The 23220-nt window shown below is 64.2% G+C and carries 21 protein-coding genes; 11 read left to right on the forward strand and 10 right to left on the reverse strand.

The window, feature by feature from the left end:
* Positions 1-32: 32 nt before the first annotated feature.
* From hemA to rtcA, 5 genes are read left to right on the forward strand one after another with little or no spacing between them, the layout of a single operon-like run.
* Positions 33-1283 carry a glutamyl-tRNA reductase gene (gene hemA / locus MCIT9_RS00680; RefSeq protein WP_317705530.1) on the forward strand — a complete coding sequence of 417 codons (1251 nt, stop codon included), beginning with the start codon at positions 33-35 and terminating at the stop codon, positions 1281-1283.
* On the forward strand, positions 1283-2365 hold the full coding sequence (gene prfA, locus MCIT9_RS00685) for a peptide chain release factor 1 (RefSeq protein ID WP_317705531.1): 1083 nt from the start codon (positions 1283-1285) through the stop codon (positions 2363-2365). The genes hemA and prfA overlap by 1 nt, the downstream gene beginning before the upstream one ends.
* On the forward strand, positions 2365-3201 hold the full coding sequence (gene prmC, locus MCIT9_RS00690; RefSeq protein WP_317705532.1) for a peptide chain release factor N(5)-glutamine methyltransferase: 837 nt from the start codon (positions 2365-2367) through the stop codon (positions 3199-3201). The genes prfA and prmC overlap by 1 nt, the downstream gene beginning before the upstream one ends.
* Complete coding sequence (locus MCIT9_RS00695; RefSeq protein WP_317705533.1) at positions 3202-3618, forward strand: M67 family metallopeptidase; 417 nt, start codon at positions 3202-3204, stop codon at positions 3616-3618. It abuts the gene before it with no gap.
* Positions 3615-4637, forward strand: a complete 1023-nt coding sequence (gene rtcA, locus MCIT9_RS00700; RefSeq protein ID WP_317705534.1) for an RNA 3'-terminal phosphate cyclase — start codon at positions 3615-3617, stop codon at positions 4635-4637. Before MCIT9_RS00695 ends, rtcA begins: the two co-directional genes overlap by 4 nt.
* Here the strand turns inward: rtcA and MCIT9_RS00705 are convergent.
* From MCIT9_RS00705 to ltrA, 7 genes are all read right to left on the reverse strand, one after another.
* Positions 4628-5389: a ferredoxin--NADP reductase gene (locus MCIT9_RS00705; RefSeq protein ID WP_317705535.1), complete on the reverse strand. Its 762-nt coding sequence runs from the start codon at positions 5387-5389 to the stop codon at positions 4628-4630. The two genes, rtcA and MCIT9_RS00705, sit on opposite strands and share 10 nt — an antisense overlap.
* The gene (gene ald / locus MCIT9_RS00710; protein WP_317705536.1) at positions 5386-6510 is read right to left on the reverse strand and encodes an alanine dehydrogenase; all 1125 of its coding nucleotides are present in this window, start codon (positions 6508-6510) and stop codon (positions 5386-5388) included. The genes MCIT9_RS00705 and ald overlap by 4 nt, the downstream gene beginning before the upstream one ends.
* On the reverse strand, positions 6507-6944 hold the full coding sequence (locus MCIT9_RS00715; protein ID WP_317705537.1) for a host attachment protein: 438 nt from the start codon (positions 6942-6944) through the stop codon (positions 6507-6509). Before MCIT9_RS00715 ends, ald begins: the two co-directional genes overlap by 4 nt.
* Positions 6916-8004, reverse strand: a complete 1089-nt coding sequence (gene glk / locus MCIT9_RS00720; RefSeq protein WP_317705538.1) for a glucokinase — start codon at positions 8002-8004, stop codon at positions 6916-6918. The genes MCIT9_RS00715 and glk overlap by 29 nt, the downstream gene beginning before the upstream one ends.
* On the reverse strand, positions 8001-8420 hold the full coding sequence (locus MCIT9_RS00725) for a secondary thiamine-phosphate synthase enzyme YjbQ (RefSeq protein WP_317705539.1): 420 nt from the start codon (positions 8418-8420) through the stop codon (positions 8001-8003). Before MCIT9_RS00725 ends, glk begins: the two co-directional genes overlap by 4 nt.
* A gap of 63 nt (positions 8421-8483) precedes the next feature.
* Complete coding sequence (locus MCIT9_RS00730; protein WP_317705540.1) at positions 8484-9317, reverse strand: class I SAM-dependent methyltransferase; 834 nt, start codon at positions 9315-9317, stop codon at positions 8484-8486.
* Positions 9318-9977: 660 nt separating this feature from the next.
* Positions 9978-11312, reverse strand: a complete 1335-nt coding sequence (gene ltrA, locus MCIT9_RS00735) for a group II intron reverse transcriptase/maturase (protein WP_317705120.1) — start codon at positions 11310-11312, stop codon at positions 9978-9980.
* A gap of 558 nt (positions 11313-11870) precedes the next feature.
* On the opposite strand from ltrA, the gene MCIT9_RS00740 reads away from it, so the two are divergent.
* Entirely contained in the window at positions 11871-15002 is a 3132-nt protein-coding gene (locus MCIT9_RS00740; protein ID WP_317705541.1) for a helicase-related protein, read from the forward strand.
* 626 nt (positions 15003-15628) lie between these two features.
* On the opposite strand, the gene MCIT9_RS00745 is transcribed toward MCIT9_RS00740, so the two are convergent.
* Positions 15629-16963, reverse strand: coding sequence for an IS4 family transposase (locus MCIT9_RS00745; RefSeq protein ID WP_317706671.1), 1335 nt, complete (start codon positions 16961-16963; stop codon positions 15629-15631).
* Between the two features lie 296 nt (positions 16964-17259).
* Between MCIT9_RS00745 and MCIT9_RS00750 the strand changes: the two genes are divergently transcribed.
* The gene (locus MCIT9_RS00750) at positions 17260-18231 is read left to right on the forward strand and encodes a DUF1156 domain-containing protein (RefSeq protein WP_317705542.1); all 972 of its coding nucleotides are present in this window, start codon (positions 17260-17262) and stop codon (positions 18229-18231) included.
* Between the two features lie 38 nt (positions 18232-18269).
* Entirely contained in the window at positions 18270-18626 is a 357-nt protein-coding gene (locus MCIT9_RS00755) for a hypothetical protein (protein ID WP_317705543.1), read from the forward strand.
* On the opposite strand, the gene MCIT9_RS00760 is transcribed toward MCIT9_RS00755, so the two are convergent.
* Positions 18592-18813, reverse strand: a complete 222-nt coding sequence (locus MCIT9_RS00760) for an IS4 family transposase (RefSeq protein ID WP_317706672.1) — start codon at positions 18811-18813, stop codon at positions 18592-18594. The genes MCIT9_RS00755 and MCIT9_RS00760 overlap by 35 nt on opposite strands.
* 3 nt (positions 18814-18816) lie before the next feature.
* Positions 18817-19926 carry an IS4 family transposase gene (locus MCIT9_RS00765; RefSeq protein ID WP_317706673.1) on the reverse strand — a complete coding sequence of 370 codons (1110 nt, stop codon included), beginning with the start codon at positions 19924-19926 and terminating at the stop codon, positions 18817-18819.
* 324 nt (positions 19927-20250) lie between these two features.
* Between MCIT9_RS00765 and MCIT9_RS00770 the strand changes: the two genes are divergently transcribed.
* The 3 genes from MCIT9_RS00770 to MCIT9_RS00780 are packed head-to-tail and all read left to right on the forward strand — an operon-like array spanning position 20251 to position 23195.
* On the forward strand, positions 20251-21552 hold the full coding sequence (locus tag MCIT9_RS00770; RefSeq protein ID WP_317705544.1) for a DUF1156 domain-containing protein: 1302 nt from the start codon (positions 20251-20253) through the stop codon (positions 21550-21552).
* Positions 21553-21563: 11 nt separating this feature from the next.
* Positions 21564-21839, forward strand: a complete 276-nt coding sequence (locus MCIT9_RS00775) for an AAA family ATPase (RefSeq protein ID WP_317705545.1) — start codon at positions 21564-21566, stop codon at positions 21837-21839.
* Positions 21840-21875: 36 nt separating this feature from the next.
* Entirely contained in the window at positions 21876-23195 is a 1320-nt protein-coding gene (locus MCIT9_RS00780) for an IS4 family transposase (RefSeq protein WP_317706674.1), read from the forward strand.
* The last annotated feature ends 25 nt before the right edge of the window (positions 23196-23220 follow it).

The raw sequence follows: 23220 nt of genomic DNA on the forward strand, positions 1-23220 counted from the left end.
CAGAATAATCTTATCTTGGATCGTTTCATCCCATGACGCTGCTTGCCTTAGGACTCAACCATACCACGGCGCCGGTGGCGGTACGCGAACGCCTCGCGTTTCCCGGCGACCGCGCCACCGAAGTGTTACGCACCCTGCTGAGGCTGCCGGGCGTTCAGGAGGCGGCGCTCCTTTCCACCTGCAACCGCACCGAAGTTTATTGCCGCACCGAACACCCCGATCCCAAACTCCTGGTAAACTGGCTCGCCGAGACCCAGCAGATCGAACCCGAGGACTTCGAGCCTTATCTGTACGTCCACACCGACGCCGCCACCATCCGCCACCTGTTCCGGGTCGCCTGCGGCCTCGACTCGATGGTCCTGGGCGAACCACAGATCCTGGGACAGATAAAGGATGCCTATCAGGCCGCCCGCCAGGCCGGGGCCCTGGGCAAGATTCTCAGCCGGCTGTTCCAGCACACCTTCAGCGCCGCCAAGAAGGTACGCACCGACACCGCCATCGGCGCCAGTCCCATTTCCGTGGCCTTCGCCGCGGTGCGCCTGGCCCAGCAGATCTTCGACGGCCTGGGGGAGCAGACCGCCCTGCTGATCGGCGCCGGGGAAACCATCGAACTGACCGCCCGCCACCTGCACCAACAGGGCATCGGCCGCATCATCGTCGCCAACCGCACCTTCGACAAGGCCCATGCGCTGGCCGCCCAGTTCGGCGGTTACGCCATCGCCCTGCGGGAACTGCCGGCCCATCTGCATGAAGGGGACATCGTGGTTTCCTCCACCGCCAGCCAGCTGCCGATCCTCGGCAAGGGGGCGATCGAGCGGGCGGTCAAAAAACGCCGCCACAAGCCCATCTTCATGGTCGATCTGGCGGTGCCCCGCGACATCGAGCCCGAGGTGGAGACCCTTGACGACGTCTATCTCTACACCGTGGACGATCTCCAGGACATCGTCGAGGAGAACCGCCAGGCCCGCCGCGAGGCCGCCCTCGAGGCCGAAGAGATTATCGACATGGAGGTGGAGCACTTTCTCGCCTGGCTCCGAGCCCAGGGCGCCGGCGACACCATCCGCGCTTTGCGCCGCCAGGCCGAGGACCACAAACAGGCGGCCCTGGAGCGGGCCCGCCGGGCCTTGCAGCGGGGCGCATCCCCGGAAGAAGCCCTGGAACTGCTGGCCCACACCCTGACCCAGAAACTCCTCCATACCCCCAGCGTCCAACTCAAGCAGGCCGGCAGTCACGAACGTCACGACCTCATCGCCGCGGCCCGTGAACTGTTCAAGCTTACCTGATGCAAGATTCCATCCGCACCCGCCTCGACCAGCTCAGCGACCGTTTCGAGGAAATCACCGCCCTCCTCAGCCTGCCGGAAGTGCAGACCGACACCCGGCGCTTCCGTGAGCTGAGCCAGGAATACGCCCAGCTCGAACCCCTGATCGCCACTTACCGCGATTACCAGCAGACCGCCGCCGCCCTGGCCGAGGCCGAAGCCCTGCTGGCGGAAGGCGATGCGGAACTGAAGGAATTGGCCCGGGAGGAAATCGCCACCGCCAAAGCCCGCCTGGCCACCCTGGAACAGGAGCTGCGGATTCTGCTGCTGCCCAAGGATCCCCACGACCGGCGCAGCGTGTTTCTGGAGATCCGCGCCGGTACCGGCGGCGCCGAAGCGGCCCTGTTCGCCGGCGATCTTTTGCGCATGTACAGCCGCTATGCGGAAAAGCGCGGCTGGAAGGTGGAAATCATCGGCGAAAGCCCCGGGGAACTGGGCGGCTACAAGGAAGTCATTCTCAAAATTTCCGGACCGGACGTCTACGGCCGCCTCAAGTTCGAGGCCGGGACCCACCGGGTCCAGCGGGTCCCGGAAACCGAATCCCAGGGACGCATCCACACCTCCGCCTGCACCGTGGCGGTGCTGCCGGAAGTGGAGGCGGTGGACGAGGTGGAAATCAACCCGGCGGAGTTGCGCATCGACACCTTCCGCTCCTCCGGCGCCGGCGGCCAGCACGTCAACACCACCGACTCGGCGGTGCGCATCACCCATCTTCCCACCGGCATCGTGGTCGAATGTCAGGACGAGCGCTCCCAGCACCAGAACAAGGCCAAGGCCATGGCCCTGCTCCAGGCCCGCCTGCTGGCGGCGGAACAGGCCAAGCAGCAGGCCGAGCAGGCCCGCTCGCGCCGGCACCAGGTGGGCTCCGGCGACCGTTCCGAACGCATCCGCACCTACAATTTCCCCCAGGGCCGGGTCACCGATCACCGCATCAACCTGACGCTGTACAAGCTCGACGAGATTCTCGAGGGCAACCTCGACGAACTGATCGAACCCTTGCTCCAGCACCACCAGGCCGAACTGCTGGCGGAAACCTTTGCCTGATGCCCACCATCTCCGAACTGCTACGCCAGGGCTGCCAGCGCCTGCGGAATGTCTCGCCTACCCCGGAACTGGACGCCGAGGTGCTGCTGGCCCATGTCCTGTGGAAGCCGCGCAGCCATCTGCGGGCCTGGCCCGAACGGGAACCGGAACCGGCACAGATCCGGCGCTACCTGGAACTGCTGGAACGCCGCCGCCACCGGGAACCGGTAGCCTATCTCACCGGCCGGCGGGAATTCTGGTCCCATACCTTTGAGGTCTGTCCCGGGGTGCTGATCCCTCGCCCGGAAACCGAGTTGCTGGTGGAACGGGCCCTGCATCACATCCCTCCGGAAGCCGAGTGGCGGCTGGCCGACGCCGGTACCGGGTCGGGCGCCCTGGCGGTCACCTTGCAGCGGGAACGCCCCCGCTGTTTCGTCCTCGCCACCGACCGCTCCTTCACCGCCCTGCATCTGGCGCGGCGCAACGCCCGCCGCCTCGGCGCCCGGATCGCCCTGATCCAGGCCGACTGGCTCGCCCCCATCGCCACCGCCAGCCTGGACCTGATCGTCAGCAATCCGCCCTACATTCCCGCCGGCGATCCCCATCTGCGGGGGGAAATCCGCTTCGAGCCTCCCCAGGCCCTGGTCGCCGGGGCCGACGGCCTTGCCGCCTACCGCACCCTGATCCCCCAGGCCCGGCGGGTGTTGCGCGCCGGCGGCTGGCTGCTGCTGGAACACGGCCACGACCAGCACGAGGCGGTGGCGGAATTGCTGAAACAGGCCGGTTTCCGTAACATCAGCGGACACCCCGACCTGCAAGGCCACATCCGAGTCACCGAGGCACAGAGGAGCCCCTGAATGCCCGACACCATCGTCCTGCCCCGTTCCCTGGTCACCCGTCTGCTGCATCAGGCCCAGAGCCGCCCCGATTACGAGGTCTGCGGCCTCATCGGCGCCCGCGACGGCAAACCGGTGAACGTCTATCCGGTGGCCAACGTCGCCGCCGATCCCGGGCGCCATTTCGAAATGGACCCCGCCGGCCAGATCCGGGCGATGAAAACCATGCGCCAGCGGGGCGAGACCCTGTTCGCCATCTACCACTCCCATCCCCACGCCCCGCCCTTTCCCTCCAGCGAGGATCTCGAAGCGGTCAGCTATCCCGAAGCCCTGAGCCTGATCATCTCCCTGAACACCAAAGGGGTGCTGGAAATCCGCGGCTTCCGTCTCGAGGGCCGGCAGCCGGAGGAAGTGGAACTGGTGATGGAAGAGGCGTGAACGAACTGGAGATCGACGGCAGCTTCGGCGAAGGCGGCGGCCAGATCCTGCGCACGACCCTGGCGCTTGCGGTGCATCTGCGACAGCCGGTGCGCTTGGTCAACATCCGCGCCAGGCGGCGCCCGCCGGGACTGCGGCGCCAGCATCTGGCCTGCGTCCTCGCCGCCGCCGCAATCAGCAGCGGCCAGGTGGAAGGCGCCGAGGTGGGCTCGCAGGCGATCCGCTTCCGGCCGGGGCCGGTGCGGCCCGGGGACTACACCTTCGACATCGGCACCGCCGGCAGCACCACTCTGCTGCTCCAGGCCATCCTGCCCCCGCTGCTGCTCGCCGACGGTCCCAGCCGACTGACCCTCAAGGGCGGCACCCACAATCCCCACGCCCCGCCTTTCGACTTTCTCGATCAGGTCCTGCTGCCGCAGCTGCACAAGATGGGGGCGAAGGTCACGCTGCGGCTGGTCCGCCCCGGCTTCTACCCCCGCGGCGGCGGTGTCCTGGAAGCCCACATCGAGCCGGTGAAACGACTCAACCCCATCACCCGCCTCCGGCGGGGGGAAGTGCTGGAAATCGCCGCCAAGGCGGTGGTCGCCGGTCTGCCCCGCCACATCGCCGCCCGCGAACTGGGCGTGCTGGCCCAGCGCATGGAACTGGCCAACCCGGCCCTGACCATCGAGGAACTGCGCAGCTGCGGCATCGGCAACGTGGTCACGGTAACAATCCGCAGCCGCCACATCACCGAGCTGTTCACCGGCTTCGGCGAGAAGGGCGTTCCGGCGGAGACTGTCGCCAGCCGACTGGCGGACGAGGTGGAGAGCTATCTGGCAGCCGGCGTGCCGGTGGGACCGTACCTGGCCGACCAGCTATTGGTGCCGCTGGCCCTGGCCGGCGGCGGGGAATTTCTGACCCTGCCCCCCACGCGCCACACCACCACCAATATCGCGGTGATCGAAAAGTTTCTGCCGCTGCGTTTCCAGGTGGAGCGCGAAGACGGACGCTGCCGGATCCGCTTAACTTACCAGTAACGCTCGGTGGTGATCTGCCCCGGCTCCTTGCGCAGGTTCTCCTTCAGGCCCCGGCGCTTGAGCAGCGCGACAGTATCCTTCACCATCGCCGGATTGCCGCAGATCATCACCTGGCTGTCGGCCGGGTCTATCTTCAGGCCAGCGCGTTGCTCCAGCTCGCCGGATTCGATGGCCTGGGTGATCCGCATCGGCAGCGCCCCCGGCACGGCTTCGCGGGTGACGCTGGCGAAAAACCGGAACTGCTCCGGATGGTCCTGGCGGAAGCCCTGAATGGTGTCCTGGTAGGCCAGTTCGGCGCCGGTGCGCACCCCGTGGACCAGGACGATCCGTTCGAAACGTCGCCAGGGTGCCTCGGTCTTGAGGATGGAAAGGAAGGGACCCAAGGCGGTGCCGGTGGCCAGCATCCAAAGGTGCCGGCCTTCGGGCACCTGGTTCAGGGTGAAGAAGCCGGCGGCCTTGCGCGCCACCCAGACCGAATCCCCCGGCTGCAGCGTGGCCAGCTTCGGCGTCAGCTTGCCCTCGGGAATGACGATGAAGTAGAAGTCCAGGGGACGCTCGTCGGGCGCGTTGACGAAGGAATAAGGCCGCGAGACGAATTCCCCCTCGATTTCCAGACCCAGACGGCCGAACTGGCCGGCGACGAACGGTTCGATGTCGGCCTCCACCCGCAGGGAGTAGAGACGCTCGGCCCAGCGGTACAGCTCCACCACCCGGCCCTGACACCACTTGCGGGAATCGATAGTGACGCTCACGGACTCTCTCCCAGCAGTTCATCAAGAGACCGGTAGCGTTCCAGCAGCCCCCAGTATTCGGCCACCGGCCGGCAGGTGATCCAGCCCCGGTAGGTATTGACCGCCTTGGCGAAACCCGGATCGCCCCGCACCGCCTCGATGCCCTGCTCCGCCAGGCGCAGCACGTAAGGCAGGGTGGCCCGCGTCAGCGCCAGGGTGGAGGTGCGCGGATAGGCGCCGGGCATGTTGGTGACGCAGTAATGGATGACGCCGTGGACGGTATAGACGGGATCGGCGTGGGTGGTGGGACGGGAGGTGGCGACGCAGCCGCCCTGATCGATGCTGACATCGACGATCACCGCACCGGCCGCCATGCGTCTGACCATGTCTTCGGTGACCACATGGGGCGCCCGGGCGCCGCGGATCAGCACAGCACCGACGACCAGATCGGCTGCGGTGATCTCCGCGGCGATGGTCTGCGGGCTGGAATGGACGAAACGGAAGCAATCGGGGTACTGGGCCTGCAGATCCGCCGCCCGGGACGAATCGAGCCCGGCCATCACCACCTCGGTGCCCATGGCGCAGGCACGCTGAGCGGCGTGATGGGCTACCACGCCGTCGCCGATGATGAGCACCCGGCCGTAACCGACGCCGAGTACCTTGGCCGGCAGAGTACCGCGGCCGCCGTTGAAGCGGGCCAGATAGTAGGCGCCCATCAGGGTCGCCATGTTGCCCGCCACCCCGCTCATGAGAGCCAGCAGGGGCAGATGCCCTTGTTCGTCCTCCAGGGTTTCGTAGGCGACGGCGGTGGTGCCGCTCCCGAGCAGGGCGTCGAGCAATTCGCGGGGGGCGGCGGCCAGATGAAAATAGGTGAACACGATCTGGCCGCGCAAATAGCCGTATTCGTCAGGCTGCGGCTCCTTGACCTTGACCACTAGATCGGCACCCCAGGCCGCGGCGGCATCGCCCAGCTCGGCACCGGCATCCCGGTAGGCGGCGTCCTCGAAACCGGAACCCTCGCCGGCGCCACGCTCCACCGTGACCGCATGACCGGCCTGAATCAAGGCGCGCACACCGGCGGGCGTGAGGCCGACCCGGTACTCCTCGGTCTTGGTTTCTTTCGGAACCCCGACCCGCATCATTCCAGCTCGATGGCGGCCTTGCGGATGGTTTCCTCATCCGCCCGGATCAGGTTCTTGCTCACAGTCTTGACCAGCGTCTTCAGGGTCGGCGCATGCAGGTGCTTGCGCACCATGCCGATGAATTTGGGCTCGCCGACCAGCACCAGCTCTTCGAACCGGTTGGTGGCCCGGGCCTTTTCGATGTGTTCGGCGACCTCCTTGGCGAACATGTCAGCCTCGTGGGTCTTGGGATCGACCTCGCTTTCCATGTGATGGATGCCCTGGCCCATGCGATCGTACACCTTGCCGGCGTTGTCGGCGTTGATGTCGAGCACCTTGGCGCGGGACTTGGGATGGGACAGATCTTCCAGTTCCGTCATCGGCTTGACGCGGCTGTTGGCCTCGAAGATCCGCGCCCGGCTGCCTTCAGCGACGACGACCCACGTTTTCTTCATGATCGGCTTCTCCTTGTGTCAGTGATTCAGATTCCCGCAGACCATTGTACACCGCCGCCTCCCCCACACCGAGCAGATGGCGGCAGCCCCAGGCCAGCGCGCCGAGCAGCACCACCTCGGTGAACAGCACCACCTGCAGCGGCACCTCCGCCAGCAGTTCCCGGTAGCGCCCCTTGGCGGTGAAGCCGGCGAGAAAATGGCCCTGCTGCAATACCGGCAGGATCTTCGGTGCGATCCCGCCTGCGATATAAATGCCGCCCAAGGCCAGGCTTTTCAAGGCCAGATTGCCCGCCTCGGCGCCGTAAAGCGCGGCGAACCAACGCAGCGTCTCGAGGCACAGGGGATCGCCCCATTCCAGCGCCCCGCGGCTGACCACGGCAGCCGGATCGGCCGTCGCCATCGCCGCCGCCACTTGCGCGCTCTCCCGCGCCGGTTCCCGCTCGCGCAGGAAGCGGTACAACAGCGCCAGCCCCGGCCCGGACACCGCCCGCTCGTAACTGACGTGGTCCGGATAGCTGCGCCGCAGCCACGCCAGCAGCGCGTCCTCGCGCGCATCGCGGGGGGCGAAATCGCAGTGACCGCCTTCGGTCGCCACCACGGTGACGCCGTCGCCGCTGCGGATCAGCAGCGCCTCCCCCAGGCCGGTGCCGGCGGCGATCACCGCCCGATGGGCATCAGCCCGTTCCCGGGCCCGGGGATTCAAGGCTATGAACTGATCCGGCGGCAGTGCCAGGATGCCGTGGGCGGCCGCCTCCAGATCGTTGAGCAGCGCCACCGGAGCGCCGTCCAACTGCCGCGACAGAACAGCGGCATCCAGCACCCAGGGCAGATTGGTGGTACGGCAGACGCCATCCTTCACCGGCCCGGCGACCCCGAAGCAAGCGGCATCCACAGGCGCCGGCCAGCGGGCGCGGAAGCGCGCCAGCACCGCCTCGAAACGCTCGAAATCCCCGCTGGGAAAACGCTCGCGGGCGATCACCCGCACCCGGCCGCCGGCCACCTCGGCCAGACACAGCCAGGTCTTGGTGCCGCCGATGTCCCCCGCCAGCAGCCGCTTCATTCGCCCTGCAGGGTGGCGATCACGGTGCGCCGCCCGCCGTGGTTACGGTGTTCGCCCAGATAAATGCCCTGCCAGGTGCCCAGCAGCAGCCGTCCCCCGCCGATGGGGACGGTCACCGAGGATCCCAGCAGCGACGCCTTGATATGGGCCGGCATGTCGTCCGGCCCTTCCAGGGTATGGCGGTAGTAGGGGGCGTCCTCAGGGACGAAATGGCGAAAATGCGCCTCCATGTCGGCCCGCACGGTGGGATCGGCATTCTCGTTGATGGTCAGGGAGGCGGAGGTGTGCTGGATGAAGAAATGGGCCAGCCCGACCCGGAAATCCCGGATCTCCGGCAGCTGTTCCAGCAACTCGCGGGTGACCAGATGAAACCCGCGCGGCCTGGGGGAAAGGACGAGTCGTTTCTGCACCCACATGACGTCTGCATCCCGTGGAAGGGTTAAAGAATAGCATGGATTCCCACCGCCCGGGCCACGCCCTCAGCCGTTCCCGTCCGGCGCCCGGAAGCCATAGATCATGTAGCGCAGCAGCCGCAAGCGGCTGACGAGCTCTGCGAAACCGGTTTCGGCGATCGCCGCCGCATCCACCTGCAGCGCGCCGCCGAAACGCCGCAGGAACGAATAGGTGGGCAGGGTGCCTGCGGTGATGTCGCGTTCCGTTTCGACGACGAAGCCGGCCGCCTCCGCCAGCCTTCGGTAACCGCCGCGGGTGTAGCTGAGATCGCAGCGGCCGTAGAAACCGCCGCCGATCCCCAACCGGGACCAAAGGGTGACGGGCAAAAGCGGCGCGGTGGAAACGAAATCCGACAGCGCCAGCCGCCCGCCGGGCTTCAGGACCCGCCGGGCTTCTGCGAAGAACCGGCGCCGGTCGGGAAAATGGAAGATGCACTCGACCGCAACCACCGCATCGAAGCTACGATCCGCAAACGGCAGGGCACAGGCATCGCCGGCCACAAAGCAGATGCGGTTGCCGGGCCTCGCCGCCACCTGCCGGCGGGCACGGCGCAACTGGCGCCGGTCGATGTTGAGGCCGCAGAGGTCCATGTAAGCGTGGTTTTCATTCAGACTGGCCACAGTGCCGCCGAAACCGCAGCCGGCATCGAGCACCCGCTGCCCATCCCCGATCGCCGCCGCCCGGCACACCTCCCGGGTCAGGGCTTCCGCCGCCGCGGCGAACGCCTCTGGCGTCAGTTCCGCAGCCTGCGGCTCGGGCCAGTAGCCCCAGTGGACATGGCGGCCGAAGGCCCGCTCCACAACCGGATCGCCACGCTCCAGCGATGCCAGCAGGGCATCGAAATAGGGAAGTTTGATCATTTAGGCGAAACCTGGGATCGTCAACTTCGCAGGCTGCAGTATACGTCCGCCGCCGCCTCAGACGTAAGCACCTTACAACCGAAACCAAGTTGAAATCGGTCGTTTTATCCGCGAGGATTAAGGAACGAATGCGCGCAGGCGGTCAAAGAATGCTCAAACTCGAAGACATCAAGAAAGACGCCTTAATCTGCGGCATCGTGCCCGATGAGATCGTGCGGGTGGTGCTGACCGAGCCTGTGGGCGACAACGCCGTCACTGTCTATTACAGGGACAACCAGGGGCGACTAGGGGAACAGATGCTCTTCCGCCCGGACGAGGCTCGCCTGGAGCTGGCCCAGGCGGGCCGCCACTGGACCTTCGATGCAGACGGTGCCAACTTCAGGCTGGGTCTAGAGGCCCTGCGCATCCGCTTGGCCCACCTGTTCGACCCCATGATGGCGGTGCACACCGCCAACGTCGAGCCACTCCCCCACCAGATCTCGGCCGTGTACGAAGCCATGCTGCCCAAACAGCCGTTGCGCTTCGTGCTGGCGGATGACCCGGGTGCCGGAAAGACTATCATGGCCGGTCTCCTAATCCGGCCGGGTGACCGCGGGCGATTGCTCACCCGCGGTTCCCACAGATCCGGACGTGCCCGATTAAGGCATCCGGCTCCTCGGACTATGGCGTCGCTACGCAACGGGCAATTCCGTGAACCACGCGCGGTGGGGGTAGTGGGTATCGTTTGTACAGCCGCCCAAAATGGTCCCAGTTCATCCGTTCCCGGTTGCGGCGGGACAACCATTTGTACCAGCGCCGTCTGACCTCGTACAGGAAGCGGGCCAGCGATTGGCTGTTGCCGACGATCCCATAGTAGGCATAATGCCCCTTGAGTTTGCGGCTCAGGGCCGCTTGTTGGTCTGCAACCGGCCAGTGGCGGTGCATCCGGCACCAGTGGTTGATCGCCTGCAGGGAGCGGCTGAGCCGGGCTTGGGCGGTCTTGCGTTTGACGACCCAACGCCCTTTCCTTGAGCGTCCCCAGTAGTGGGTGAATCCCAGGTATTGGAAGCTCTGGCCTTTCCGTCCGGGTTTTCTGAAGTCGAGCAGGCGGGTTTTGTCCGGGTGCAGGCGCAGGCCGTATTTGGCCAGGCGCTTGCCCAGAACGGCCAATACCCGCCGGGCGTCTTCTTCCCGTTCGAACACCAGGACCGCATCGTCGGCGAACCGGACTTCGAAGGCGCTGCCTTGCAGTCGCGGTTTGACCGTCTGCTCGAACCACAGGTCGAGCACGTGATGCAGGTAGAGGTTGGCCAGCAGTGGGGAGATCACCCCACCTTGCGGTGTCCCTTGTTCGGGGTAGTGAAGCTGTCCGCCTTCCATGACACCGGCATTCAGCCATTTACCGATCACGCGGCAGATCACGCCGTCGCGCACCCTCTGCCCCAGAAAGTTCCGCAGCCGGTCCCGGTCCACGTCGTCGAAGAAGTTTTGGATGTCCAGGTCGATGACCCAGCCACCGCCCATGGCCATCAGCCCGCCCCATAGCCTCTCCAGGGCCTGGTGGGCACTGCGTCCGGGCCGGAACCCGTAGGCGCAGTCGAGAAAGTCCTGCTCGAAGATGGGTTCCAGCGCCATCAGCACCGCCCGTTGCAGCACCTTGTCTTCCAGCGTGGGAATGCCGATCGGGCGGGTCTTTCCCGTTCCCGGCTTGGGCAGGTGGACGCGCCGTACCGCAGGCGCCCGATACCGGCCGGTCTTGAACCGTTCCAGCAGGCGCGTCAGGTTCTCCTCTAAGTCGGCTGCGTATTGGGATGCAGTCACGCCGTCCACCCCGGCGGCCCCGTCCTTGCGGGTGCGCCGCCAGGCTTCTTCCAGCCACACCACGTCGATGTGGTGGGCAATCGTGGTCAGTTCCAGCTTCGGTTCGATCCGGGCCAGTTCCGCTAGCTTCCGTTGTCGTGTTGAGATGTTCTCCTGGCTCGATGTCCCGGCCATCTGTCCCTCCGAAAGCCCCATCGTCCGACCTGCCGCTTCCCTCCATCGGGTCCCTTGGGGCAGGTTCCCCGACTTCCCAGGTACTATCGGCAGGCTCCGATTGCTCGATCACCTTCCCAGCGCGCTTCGTCGCCTTCGCGCGCCGGTACCCTGCTTCGTGTCCCGTTCGCTCCCATCGGCCGGACACCGCTCCGATGGGCCTGGGCCTTTTCTCACACGGCGCCCGCACCGCTCTTCCCGCAAGGAGTGATCGAGCCCTCCCAGGTTCCTGGGCGACCCTTGCCCTGCATGCCCCGCTCTTCGACCCCGGCGGAGGGATGATGCCAGGCCAGTACAGCACCACCCCTGTTGCCTTCCGTCCGTTCAACAACGTCGGCTCCGCATTCCGTACTTTCGAGGCTCCATCACGCGGCCTACAGGCCCCCTGTGTACGCTTCGCAGTCGGGATCGCTCCTCGACCACGCAACACTCGGTTCCGGCTGGTGGCCAGCCTTGGCCGGACAGGACTTGCACCTGTCAGGTCGCTCTGAAGGTTTCAGCGATGTCTTTCCTTCTACATAACTTCCTCCTTCTCCAGGCTTGGCCTGGCGCAATGAACTGCTAATGCGCGCCGACGCCAAACGCATCCTAATCGTGGCACCCGGCGCCCTGACCGAACAGTGGCAGGACGAGATGCTGGAGAAGTTCGGCATCCAGTTCGAGATCTTCAGCCGCCAGAAACAGGAGCAATGCGCCTCCGGAAACTGGTTCGATGAGCAGGATCTCGTCATTGCCCGCCTGGACCAGCTCTCGCGCAACGAAGACTACCAGGAAAAGCTCAAGGCCACCGAGTGGGACCTGATCGTCGTCGACGAGGCCCACAAGCTCTCCGCCAACTACTTCGGTAACAAGGTCAACAAGACCAAGCGCTTCCAGCTTGGTGAGCTGCTGGGGTCCATCACCCGCCACTTCCTGCTGATGACCGCCACGCCGCACAACGGCAAGGAAGAGGACTTCCAGATCTGGCTCTCCCTGCTCGACACCGATCGCTTCTACGGCAAGTTCCGCGAAGGCGCCCACAAGGTGGATATCTCCGACATGATGCGGCGCATGGTCAAGGAGGAGCTACTCAAGTTCGACGGCACGCCGCTGTTTCCGGAACGCCGGGCCTACACGGCCAACTACGAACTATCCGACCTAGAGGCCGCCCTCTACGCGGCAGTGACCGATTACGTCCGCAACGAGATGAACCGGGCCGACAGGCTAAATGGCAACAAGAAGAACACCGTTGGCTTCGCGCTCACCCAGCTCCAGCGCCGCCTCGCTTCCAGCCCCGAGGCCATCTACCAGTCGCTCAAGCGACGCCGCAAGCGCCTGGAATCCCGGCTCGAAGAGATGAAGCTGATCGCCCGGGGCGAAAAGCTACGCCAGGACGGCGTGGCGGAAACCCTTGGCGAATATGTCGTCAAGAAGCCGATCGATCTGCCCGAGAACTTTGACGTGCTGGAAGAAGAGCTGACCCCGGAGGAATACGAACAGTACGCCGACCAGGTAGTCGACCAGGCCACGGCGGCCGAGACCATCCCCGAACTCCAGGCCGAAATCGAGATCCTCAAGGGCCTGGAGCAACAGGCCCTCAATGTCGTGCAGTCTGGACAGGATAAGAAGTGGGAGGAACTCTCCCACCTTCTGCAGGACCGCCCGGAGATGTACACCACCTCGGGCAGCCGCCGCAAGCTCATCATCTTCACTGAGCACAAGGACACCCTTCATTACCTCAAGGGGCGCATCGCCGGCATGCTCGGCAATCCCGATGCGGTCATCACCATCCACGGGGGCACCAACCGCGACGACCGCCGCAAGGCGCAGGAACAGTTCCGCAACAACCCCGATGTACTGGTGCTGGTCGCTACCGACGCCGCCGGCGAAGGCGTCAACCTGCAAAACGCCAACCTGATGGTCAACTACGACCTACCCTGGAACCCCAACCGCCTGGAGCAGCGTTTCGGGCGCATCCACCGCATCGGCCAGACCGAGGTCTGCCATCTCTGGAACCTGGTGGCCAGGGGCACCCGCGAGGGTGAGGTCTTCCAGAAGCTGTTCGAGAAGCTGGAGGTGGAAAAGCAGGCGCTGGGCGGCAAGGTGTTCGACATCCTGGGCGAGGCCTTCGAGGGCGTCTCGCTCAAGGACCTGCTCATTGAGTCCATCCGCTATGGCGAATCGCCTGAGGTCAAGGCCCGCCTGGAGCAGAAGATCGAAGGCGCCCTGGATACCGAACATCTGAAAGAAATCATCCGCCGCAACGCCCTGGTGGATCAACACCTGACGCTGGAGGACCTCTACCACGTCAAGGAGGAGATGGAAAAGGCCGAGGCGCGCAAGCTGCAGCCTTATTTCATTCGCGCCTTCTTCACCGAGGCCTTCCAGTCGCTGGGCGGCGAGATGCGTCCTCGTGAGCCGGGACGATTCGAGATCCGTCATGTACCCGCCGCCATCCGGGAGCGCGACCGGGTCGTCGGCGAGACCCGCACCCCCGTGCTGAAGAAATACGAGCGCATCTGCTTCGAGAAGGACAAGGTCCGCATCCACGGCAAGCCCATGGCCGACTTGGTCCATCCGGCTCACCCCCTGATGCATGCCACCACCGACCTGATCCTCTCGGCCCACCGCCCCAAGCTGAAGCAGGGCGCCATTCTGGTCGACCCCAACGACGATGGTACCGAACCACGTATCCTGTTCATGATCGACCACGAAGTGCGGGAGGTCAGCGCGGAGAACCCTCGCACCGTATCACGCCGACTCCAGTTCGTGGCCATCGACCAACACGGCAACACCACCTTCGCCGGCTGGGCGCCCCATCTCGACTTACAACCGATAGATGCATCCGACAAGGCCCTGATCAGCGACGTGCTGGACTCACCCTGGGTCAAACAGAACCTGGAAGGCCTGGCCATCAACTATGCCAGCCAGAAACTGGTGCCAGAGCACTACCAGGAGGTGAAGTCCCGCCGAGAACGCCAGGCCGACAAGATCCTGGCGGCGGTCAACGACCGCCTGGTCAAGGAGATCAACTACTGGTCCGACCGCTACATCAAGCTCAGCGAGGATGTCGCCGCCGGCAAGCAGCCCCGCATGCAGCCGGAAATGGCCCGCCGCCGGGTGGACGAACTAACCGAGCGGCTGGCACAACGCAAGCGGGAACTGGAGGCCATGAAAAACGTGGTGTCCAGCACCCCCGTGGTCATCGGCGGCGCACTGGTCATCCCGCAAGGCCTGCTGGCAAGCCGCAAGAGTGAGGCGACCTTCACTGCCGATGCCGAGGCCCGTTCCCGCATCAAGCAAATCGCCATGCAAGCGGTCATGGAGGCGGAGCGGAGCTTTGGGCATGAGGTCTGGGACGTCTCCGCCGAGAAATGCGGCTGGGACATCACCGCCCGTCCACCACGCAATTCCGATGGCTCAATCCGACCCGACCGCCACATCGAGGTCAAGGGCCGAGCCCGCGGCCAGACCACCATCACCGTCAGCCGCAACGAGATCCTCTACGCGCTGAACCAGGCCGACAAGTTCATCCTGGCCATTGTCATCGTCGATGGCGACGATATCGATGGGCCGTGCTACATCCGCAACCCCTTCAGCGCGGAACCGGATTTCGGGGTGGCCAGCATCAATTACAGCCTGGATGACCTATTAGGGAGGGCCATGTCCCCGCAGCAGGAGTTACTGAGGTGAGGTTTTCAGAGAAATCCTTCGAAATACGTTTCTGCGCTTCCCTGTCAGCGGCCTTGATGCCATTCAACAGGAACCCACAGTGGTTTGGCCTCACTCAGGCGCAGGAACGGAAAGCGGGCATTGACGCTATGCTCAGAAGGGGCGGGCGGTTAATTGTCTTTCAGTTCAAGGCGTGCAGAAGAGTAAGCGGTTATCCTACGTATCTCCTGGAAAAAGAACAGTGGGATGTCCTCAGCAATGTTGCCCGCCATCATCCCAATAGTACATTTTATGTGTTTCCCGAAGCCCAAGATATAAGGACGGCAAATAGCTATCCATGCTTAATAGAGAAAAGCTGGTGGACGAATTGCCAAGATCTTGCGCCATTTTTTCCGACTAATTCCCCGAATACAAGAACACTTACGTTAGATTCGTCAAACAAACGCCTCTATCTCAACGGGTCGAGCAATCCAGCTCACGTAATAAAACCCAACAGTGGATGCGCGCTATTTGGCTGTTTCTGCCAAAGAACCCAGTTCATCATACACCGTCATACTATGAGCGATGAGACGATAGCGTTCTTGCTTCTGCGGTCGGACCCAGTTGATCCCACCCTATTACCCGTATCTTCCCCCTTCTCATAGGAATCAATGTCTTATCCGTTTTCTCTGAGGGAACTTGATCTCGGCCGCCCGGATGGCGGTCACGGCCTCCACGTAGGCGCTCAGTTTGGTCATGCCCTGCCACAGGGCTTTGGGACCGGGCGGGGGATCGTTCTTGCGCCCCAGCCAGCCGCCAAAGCCGGCCACGATGCGGACGATGGTGCCCAAATCCGGCGGCGTCGCGGGCGGCGGGGTGCGATGGTGGATGGCCCAGGCGGTCTGCCATTCTTCGACAGAGAACACCACTTCACAGCACCACTCGGGATGTTCCCGCCCGAGCGTCATCAGCATCAGGATGCGCCAGGCGACGATCAGATACAGCACCAGGGCCCGTTCCAGGCGTTCCCGGGTGCGAAGTTGCAGGGCTTCGATGCGGCAGCCGCTTTTGAGGATGCGGAAGTAGACCTCGATCCACCACCGTTTGCGGTACCATTCGATGCGCGCTCTGGCCTGTTCCAGGGTGGTGATTTCTTCGTTGGTGATCAGGCACCATTCGACCGCTTCCTGACCTTCGGGGGGCGCCTCTTCCCGGGCCAGGATGACGGTGACTTGGGGACCCGGGCCGCTTCGGGTCTTCAGTTCGACCCGGGCGAGCCGGATTGTTTGTGTGACCTGCCGGGCCGGGCGGTTGCCGCCGGCCGGCAGGTCAAAGGCGATCGTCCCCAACACCGGCTGGGCTTCGACCGCGGCCCGCAGTTTGCCATCGAGGGGGTCATTGAGCTTACGGTCGTGCTGCACCCGGATCAGGTAATCGGCGGCAAAGCCCAGCTGTTCGGCCCGGTCGATCAGGGCCCGAAGGTCACCTTCGCGGTCGGCGACATACACCAGCCGGGTCTCGGGCGCCAGGGCGGCCATCTCGGCCACCCGCTCATAACCTTCCACCCAACGCAGGCTTTCGGCCAGGTCCGGTTCCCCCTTGGGCAAACGCGCCCAGTGCCAGCAGTCGGTCACCCCCAGGGCCACGCCCGCCTCACTGATCACCAGCGTCGGATGCAGGTACAACCCCTGACGCTGCTCGTAATTCAGCCGTCCCAACCCCGCCATCGACGGCCGCCCGGAATAATCCAGCTCGGTGGTGTCCTGCAGGCACAGCACCCGCGACTGCTGCCGGATCCGTTCCAGGGTCGGCACACTGTGGGCCCGCAACACCTCCCGAAAATCCAGCCTGGCATTGTCCAGCAGCCGGTAGGCCGCCTTGGTCTCCGCCCAGCCACCCCCGCAAACGTTGGGAACGCTCGCCATCGGATCGTTTGCCATCGCTTCTATCACCCGGCACAGCCGCCGGTTCAGGCGGGCATCGCCCAGCGCCAGGGAAAAAATTCTTGTTCAGCCCAGCTCATGTCAACGCCTATCCAAAGAAATCAATATCTTACTACAGGGGCGAGAGATGTGGGTAATAGGGTGAGTTGATCCTCGGCGCGCTGATGAGCCCATCTTTCCGTTACCGGATATTCTCACCGGCATCCCGGTAGGTCGACCACAATCTGGGTTTAATTCACCGCCAGTAGAATCACCAGAACAGTTCGAAGAGCTTCTTGGACCAAAAGCACATCAAGATATCCGATCTGGTCTGTATGGCCTATTTTTGCCAGCTGCAGAAGGTAAATAGAATTGACATGACCGAAGTCAAATCCCCCAAAAAACTCATCGAAGTCGCCCTGCCGCTGGACGACATCAACCGCGAGGCGGCGCGGGCGGTGATCTTCGCGCAGATGGTCAACGACCCCGGCTACCAGCAGGGCGGCGGGTTCAAGTATGGCGTCAACAAGGAAGAGGCGGCCAAACGCCGCGAGGCGCTGTTCGATATCATCCGCGAGCTGGTCAAGTGGGAGAACACCAACAACGAAGAAGTGCTGGAGCGCGCCCGCAAAGAGATCCGCAAAAGCTGGCGCGAGATCTGCGCGCTGAACCAGGACCACCCCCAGGCCGCCGAGCTGTTCAATCCGGACGAGCTGCCCGCTTTCCACGATCCCTTCGCCGGCGGCGGTGCGCTGCCGCTGGAGGCGCAGCGGCTGGGGCTGGAATCTTACGCCTCCGACCTCAACCCGGTGGCGGTGATGATCAACAAGGCCATGATCGAGATCCCGCCCCAATTCGCCGGACGCGCACCGGTGGGGCCAATCCCCGAAGGCGAGAAGCAACCAAAACTCAGCGACGACTGGCCGGGCGCCACGAGGCTGGCCGAGGATGTGCGCCGCTACGGCCACTGGATGCGCGAGCAGGCGGAAAAGCGCATCGGCCATCTCTACCCCAAGGTCAAGATCACCCCGGAGATGGTCGCGGAGCGGCCCGACCTCAAGCAATACGAAGGGCAGGAACTCACCGTCATCGCCTGGCTCTGGGCGCGCACGGTCAAGAGCCCCAACCCCGCCTTTTCCCATGTGGACGTGCCGCTGGCCTCCAGCTTCGTGCTCTCCAGCAAGAAGGGCAAGGAGGCCGGGGTGGAGCCGATCATCGAGGGTGACCGCTATCGCTTCAAGGTGCGTGTGGGCAAGCCGCCGGCGGAGGCGAAGAATGGCACCAAGCTGGGCGTGGCGCAAATTTCCGCTGCCTGCTTTCGGGAAGCCCGATTGATCCGAAGTATGTGAAGGCGGAAGGGCGAGCTGGTCGCATGGGGGCACGATTGATGGCTATTGTGGCCGAAGGAAATCGAAGACGAGTTTATCTGTCGCCCATCGAGACACATGAAGCCATTGCCAGCCATGCGCAGCCCGAATGGAAACCCGAGACATCGCTGCCTGATGACCCAAGGAGTTTCTGGACGGTTGATTATGGGTTGACCACCTACGGCGACCTCTTCACCCCCCGCCAACTGGTGGCGCTGACCACCTTCTCCGATCTGGTGCAGGAGGCCCGCGAAAAGGTTATCGAAGACGCCCGCAAATCCGGCTGGGACGATGACGGCCAGGGCCACCCTATTACCCGTATCTTCCCCCTTCTCATAGGAATCAATGTCTTATCCGTTTTCTCTGAGGGAACTTGATCTCGGCCGCCCGGATGGCGGTCACGGCCTCCACGTAGGCGCTCAGTTTGGTCATGCCCTGCCACAGGGCTTTGGGACCGGGCGGGGGATCGTTCTTGCGCCCCAGCCAGCCGCCAAAGCCGGCCACGATGCGGACGATGGTGCCCAAATCCGGCGGCGTCGCGGGCGGCGGGGTGCGATGGTGGATGGCCTAGGCGGTCTGCCATTCTTCGACAGAGAACACCACTTCACAGCACCACTCGGGATGTTCCCGCCCGAGCGTCATCAGCATCAGGATGCGCCAGGCGACGATCAGATACAGCACCAGGGCCCGTTCCAGGCGTTCCCGGGTGCGAAGTTGCAGGGCTTCGATGCGGCAGCCGCTTTTGAGGATGCGGAAGTAGACCTCGATCCACCACCGTTTGCGGTACCATTCGATGCGCGCTCTGGCCTGTTCCAGGGTGGTGATTTCTTCGTTGGTGATCAGGCACCATTCGACCGCTTCCTGGCCTTCGGGGGGCGCCTCTTCCCGGGCCAGGATGACGGTGACTTGGGGACCCGGGCCGCTTCGGGTCTTCAGTTCGACCCGGGCGAGCCGGATTGTTTGTGTGACCTGCCGGGCCGGGCGGTTGCCGCCGGCCGGCAGGTCAAAGGCGATCGTCCCCAACACCGGCTGGGCTTCGACCGCGGCCCGCAGTTTGCCATCGAGGGGGTCATTGAGCTTACGGTCGTGCTGCACCCGGATCAGGTAATCGGCGGCAAAGCCCAGCTGTTCGGCCCGGTCGATCAGGGCCCGAAGGTCACCTTCGCGGTCGGCGACATACACCAGCCGGGTCTCGGGCGCCAGGGCGGCCATCTCGGCCACCCGCTCATAACCTTCCACCCAACGCAGGCTTTCGGCCAGGTCCGGTTCCCCCTTGGGCAAACGCGCCCAGTGCCAGCAGTCGGTCACCCCCAGGGCCACGCCCGCCTCACTGATCACCAGCGTCGGATGCAGGTACAACCCCTGACGCTGCTCGTAATTCAGCCGTCCCAACCCCGCCATCGACGGCCGCCCGGAATAATCCAGCTCGGTGGTGTCCTGCAGGCACAGCACCCGCGACTGCTGCCGGATCCGTTCCAGGGTCGGCACACTGTGGGCCCGCAACACCTCCCGAAAATCCAGCCTGGCATTGTCCAGCAGCCGGTAGGCCGCCTTGGTCTCCGCCCAGCCACCCCCGCAAACGTTGGGAACGCTCGCCATCGGATCGTTTGCCATCGCTTCTATCACCCGGCACAGCCGCCGGTTCAGGCGGGCATCGCCCAGCGCCAGGGAAAAAATTCTTGTTCAGCCCAGCTCATGTCAACGCCTATCCAAAGAAATCAATATCTTACTACAGGGGCGAGAGATGTGGGTAATAGGGTGGGCCAGGGCCTCGACGCCGGCGGCACCGGCGCCACCGCCTATGGCGACGCGGTGGCGGTGTATTTGGCATTTGGGGTAGATCGTCTTGCAGACAGATGCACGACAATTTGTGGATGGGATACGGGATATACGAAGATTCGAAATACCTTTGGGCGACAAGCAATTCCTATGACATGGAATTATGCAGAAGGCAACGTCTTTTCCAATTCGACAGGTAATTTCGAAAGCTTGCTTGCCTGGGTGTTCAAATTCTTGCAGCAGGCTCCTTCGAAACCAGTTGGATTCGTCGCCCAGTATGATGCTGCCACCCAGTCAATCAGCAAAGATAAAGTCGTCTCAACCGATCCCCCCTACTACGACAATATCGGCTTCGCCGACCTGTCCGACTTCTTCTATGTCTGGCTTCGCCGCGCGCTGCGGCCGGTCTTCCCCGAGCTGTTCGCCACCCTGGCGGTGCCCAAGGCGGAGGAGCTGGTGGCCACGCCCTATCGCCACGGAAGCAAGGAGAAGGCCGAGCGATTCTTTCTGGAAGGGATGAAGAAGGCGCTGCACAATCTGGCGGAGCAGGCCCATCCGGCCTTTCCGGTTACCATCTACTACGCCTTCAAGCAGTCGGAGACCAAGGAAGGCAGCACCACTAGCACCGGCTGGGAAACATTCCTAGAGGCCGTAATTCAGGCGGGTTTCACCATAGATGGAACCTGGCCTTTACGTACAGAAAGGAGCGCAAGAAGTATTGGTATTGGCACCAACGCCCTGGCCTCCTCCGTCGTCCTCGTCTGCCGCCGGCGCCCCGCGCAGGCCGAGTCCATCTCCCGCAAGGAGTTCCAGCGCCAGCTCCGCCGCGAGATGCCCGAGGCGCTGGAGGCGATGATCGGCGGCTCCGAGGGCGCTTCGCCCATCGCCCCGGTGGACCTGGCCCAGGCCGCCATCGGCCCCGGCATGGCGATCTATTCCCAATACGAGGCGGTGCTGAACCAGGACGGCTCGCGCATGACGGTGCACGACGCGCTCATCCTCGTCAACCGCGCCATCACCGAATACCTCTCGCCCGAATCCGGCAGCTTCGATGCCGACACCCAGTTCTGCGCGGCCTGGTTCGAGCAGTATGGCTGGAAGAGCGGCCCCTTCGGCGAGGCCGACGTGCTCGCCCGCGCCAAAGGCACCAGCGTGGATGGCGTGGCCGGGGCCGGTGTGCTGGAAGCCGGCGGCGGCAAGGTTCGCCTGCTCCGGTGGAAGGAATACCCGCAAGGCTGGGACCCCACCCGCGACGACCGCACCCCGGTCTGGGAGGCCCTGCATCACATGATCCGCCGCCTGAACGAAGAAGGAGAAACCGCCGCCGGCGAACTGCTGGCCCGCATGCCGGAAAAGGGCGAACCCCTGCGCCAACTCGCCTACCACCTCTACACCCTCTGCGAACGCGCAGGCAAAGCCGAAGACGCCCGCGCCTACAACGAACTCATCGGCGCCTGGCATGCCATCGTCACCGCTTCCCATGAGGTGGGGCACAAGGGCGAGTCGCTGGAACTGGATCTGTAAAGGGAATCGTTATGCTCAAACGCTACCAAATAAAGAACCTGACGGTGTTCCAGGCGGCAGACCTCCAGTTTTCTCCTGGCCTGAATGTCGTTATCGGTGAGAATGGAACCGGCAAGTCTCACCTGCTGAAAACCATCTACTCGGTCATCGCGGCCAGCGAGGAGCAGGGGCGGCGCTATGGCAAGGAACCGCCGACCAAGTCGGTTATGCAAAAGGCCTATGCCCACCCTATTACCCACATCTCTCGCCCCTGTAGTAAGATATTGATTTCTTTGGATAGGCGTTGACATGAGCTGGGCTGAACAAGAATTTTTTCCCTGGCGCTGGGCGATGCCCGCCTGAACCGGCGGCTGTGCCGGGTGATAGAAGCGATGGCAAACGATCCGATGGCGAGCGTTCCCAACGTTTGCGGGGGTGGCTGGGCGGAGACCAAGGCGGCCTACCGGCTGCTGGACAATGCCAGGCTGGATTTTCGGGAGGTGTTGCGGGCCCACAGTGTGCCGACCCTGGAACGGATCCGGCAGCAGTCGCGGGTGCTGTGCCTGCAGGACACCACCGAGCTGGATTATTCCGGGCGGCCGTCGATGGCGGGGTTGGGACGGCTGAATTACGAGCAGCGTCAGGGGTTGTACCTGCATCCGACGCTGGTGATCAGTGAGGCGGGCGTGGCCCTGGGGGTGACCGACTGCTGGCACTGGGCGCGTTTGCCCAAGGGGGAACCGGACCTGGCCGAAAGCCTGCGTTGGGTGGAAGGTTATGAGCGGGTGGCCGAGATGGCCGCCCTGGCGCCCGAGACCCGGCTGGTGTATGTCGCCGACCGCGAAGGTGACCTTCGGGCCCTGATCGACCGGGCCGAACAGCTGGGCTTTGCCGCCGATTACCTGATCCGGGTGCAGCACGACCGTAAGCTCAATGACCCCCTCGATGGCAAACTGCGGGCCGCGGTCGAAGCCCAGCCGGTGTTGGGGACGATCGCCTTTGACCTGCCGGCCGGCGGCAACCGCCCGGCCCGGCAGGTCACACAAACAATCCGGCTCGCCCGGCTCGAACTGAAGACCCGAAGCGGCCCGGGTCCCCAAGTCACCGTCATCCTGGCCCGGGAAGAGGCGCCCCCCGAAGGCCAGGAAGCGGTCGAATGGTGCCTGATCACCAACGAAGAAATCACCACCCTGGAACAGGCCAGAGCGCGCATCGAATGGTACCGCAAACGGTGGTGGATCGAGGTCTACTTCCGCATCCTCAAAAGCGGCTGCCGCATCGAAGCCCTGCAACTTCGCACCCGGGAACGCCTGGAACGGGCCCTGGTGCTGTATCTGATCGTCGCCTGGCGCATCCTGATGCTGATGACGCTCGGGCGGGAACATCCCGAGTGGTGCTGTGAAGTGGTGTTCTCTGTCGAAGAATGGCAGACCGCCTGGGCCATCCACCATCGCACCCCGCCGCCCGCGACGCCGCCGGATTTGGGCACCATCGTCCGCATCGTGGCCGGCTTTGGCGGCTGGCTGGGGCGCAAGAACGATCCCCCGCCCGGTCCCAAAGCCCTGTGGCAGGGCATGACCAAACTGAGCGCCTACGTGGAGGCCGTGACCGCCATCCGGGCGGCCGAGATCAAGTTCCCTCAGAGAAAACGGATAAGACATTGATTCCTATGAGAAGGGGGAAGATACG

The sequence above is a fragment of the Methylomarinovum caldicuralii genome, assembly GCF_033126985.1.
Lineage (GTDB): Bacteria > Pseudomonadota > Gammaproteobacteria > Methylococcales > Methylothermaceae > Methylohalobius > Methylohalobius caldicuralii.

What these genes read in the sequence shown, in the direction of transcription:
- ald (WP_317705536.1), bottom strand. Translation starts at nt 6,510, where the DNA reads ATGATGCGGGTCGGGGTTCCGAAAGAAACCAAGACCGAGGAGTACCGG.
- MCIT9_RS00730 (WP_317705540.1), bottom strand. Translation starts at nt 9,317, where the DNA reads ATGATCAAACTTCCCTATTTCGATGCCCTGCTGGCATCGCTGGAGCGT.
- glk (WP_317705538.1), bottom strand. Translation starts at nt 8,004, where the DNA reads ATGAAGCGGCTGCTGGCGGGGGACATCGGCGGCACCAAGACCTGGCTG.
- prfA (WP_317705531.1), top strand. Translation starts at nt 1,283, where the DNA reads ATGCAAGATTCCATCCGCACCCGCCTCGACCAGCTCAGCGACCGTTTC.
- MCIT9_RS00755 (WP_317705543.1), top strand. Translation starts at nt 18,270, where the DNA reads ATGGCTATTGTGGCCGAAGGAAATCGAAGACGAGTTTATCTGTCGCCC.
- MCIT9_RS00695 (WP_317705533.1), top strand. Translation starts at nt 3,202, where the DNA reads ATGCCCGACACCATCGTCCTGCCCCGTTCCCTGGTCACCCGTCTGCTG.
- prmC (WP_317705532.1), top strand. Translation starts at nt 2,365, where the DNA reads ATGCCCACCATCTCCGAACTGCTACGCCAGGGCTGCCAGCGCCTGCGG.
- hemA (WP_317705530.1), top strand. Translation starts at nt 33, where the DNA reads ATGACGCTGCTTGCCTTAGGACTCAACCATACCACGGCGCCGGTGGCG.
- MCIT9_RS00725 (WP_317705539.1), bottom strand. Translation starts at nt 8,420, where the DNA reads ATGTGGGTGCAGAAACGACTCGTCCTTTCCCCCAGGCCGCGCGGGTTT.
- MCIT9_RS00715 (WP_317705537.1), bottom strand. Translation starts at nt 6,944, where the DNA reads ATGAAGAAAACGTGGGTCGTCGTCGCTGAAGGCAGCCGGGCGCGGATC.
- MCIT9_RS00775 (WP_317705545.1), top strand. Translation starts at nt 21,564, where the DNA reads ATGCTCAAACGCTACCAAATAAAGAACCTGACGGTGTTCCAGGCGGCA.
- ltrA (WP_317705120.1), bottom strand. Translation starts at nt 11,312, where the DNA reads ATGGGGCTTTCGGAGGGACAGATGGCCGGGACATCGAGCCAGGAGAAC.
- MCIT9_RS00750 (WP_317705542.1), top strand. Translation starts at nt 17,260, where the DNA reads ATGACCGAAGTCAAATCCCCCAAAAAACTCATCGAAGTCGCCCTGCCG.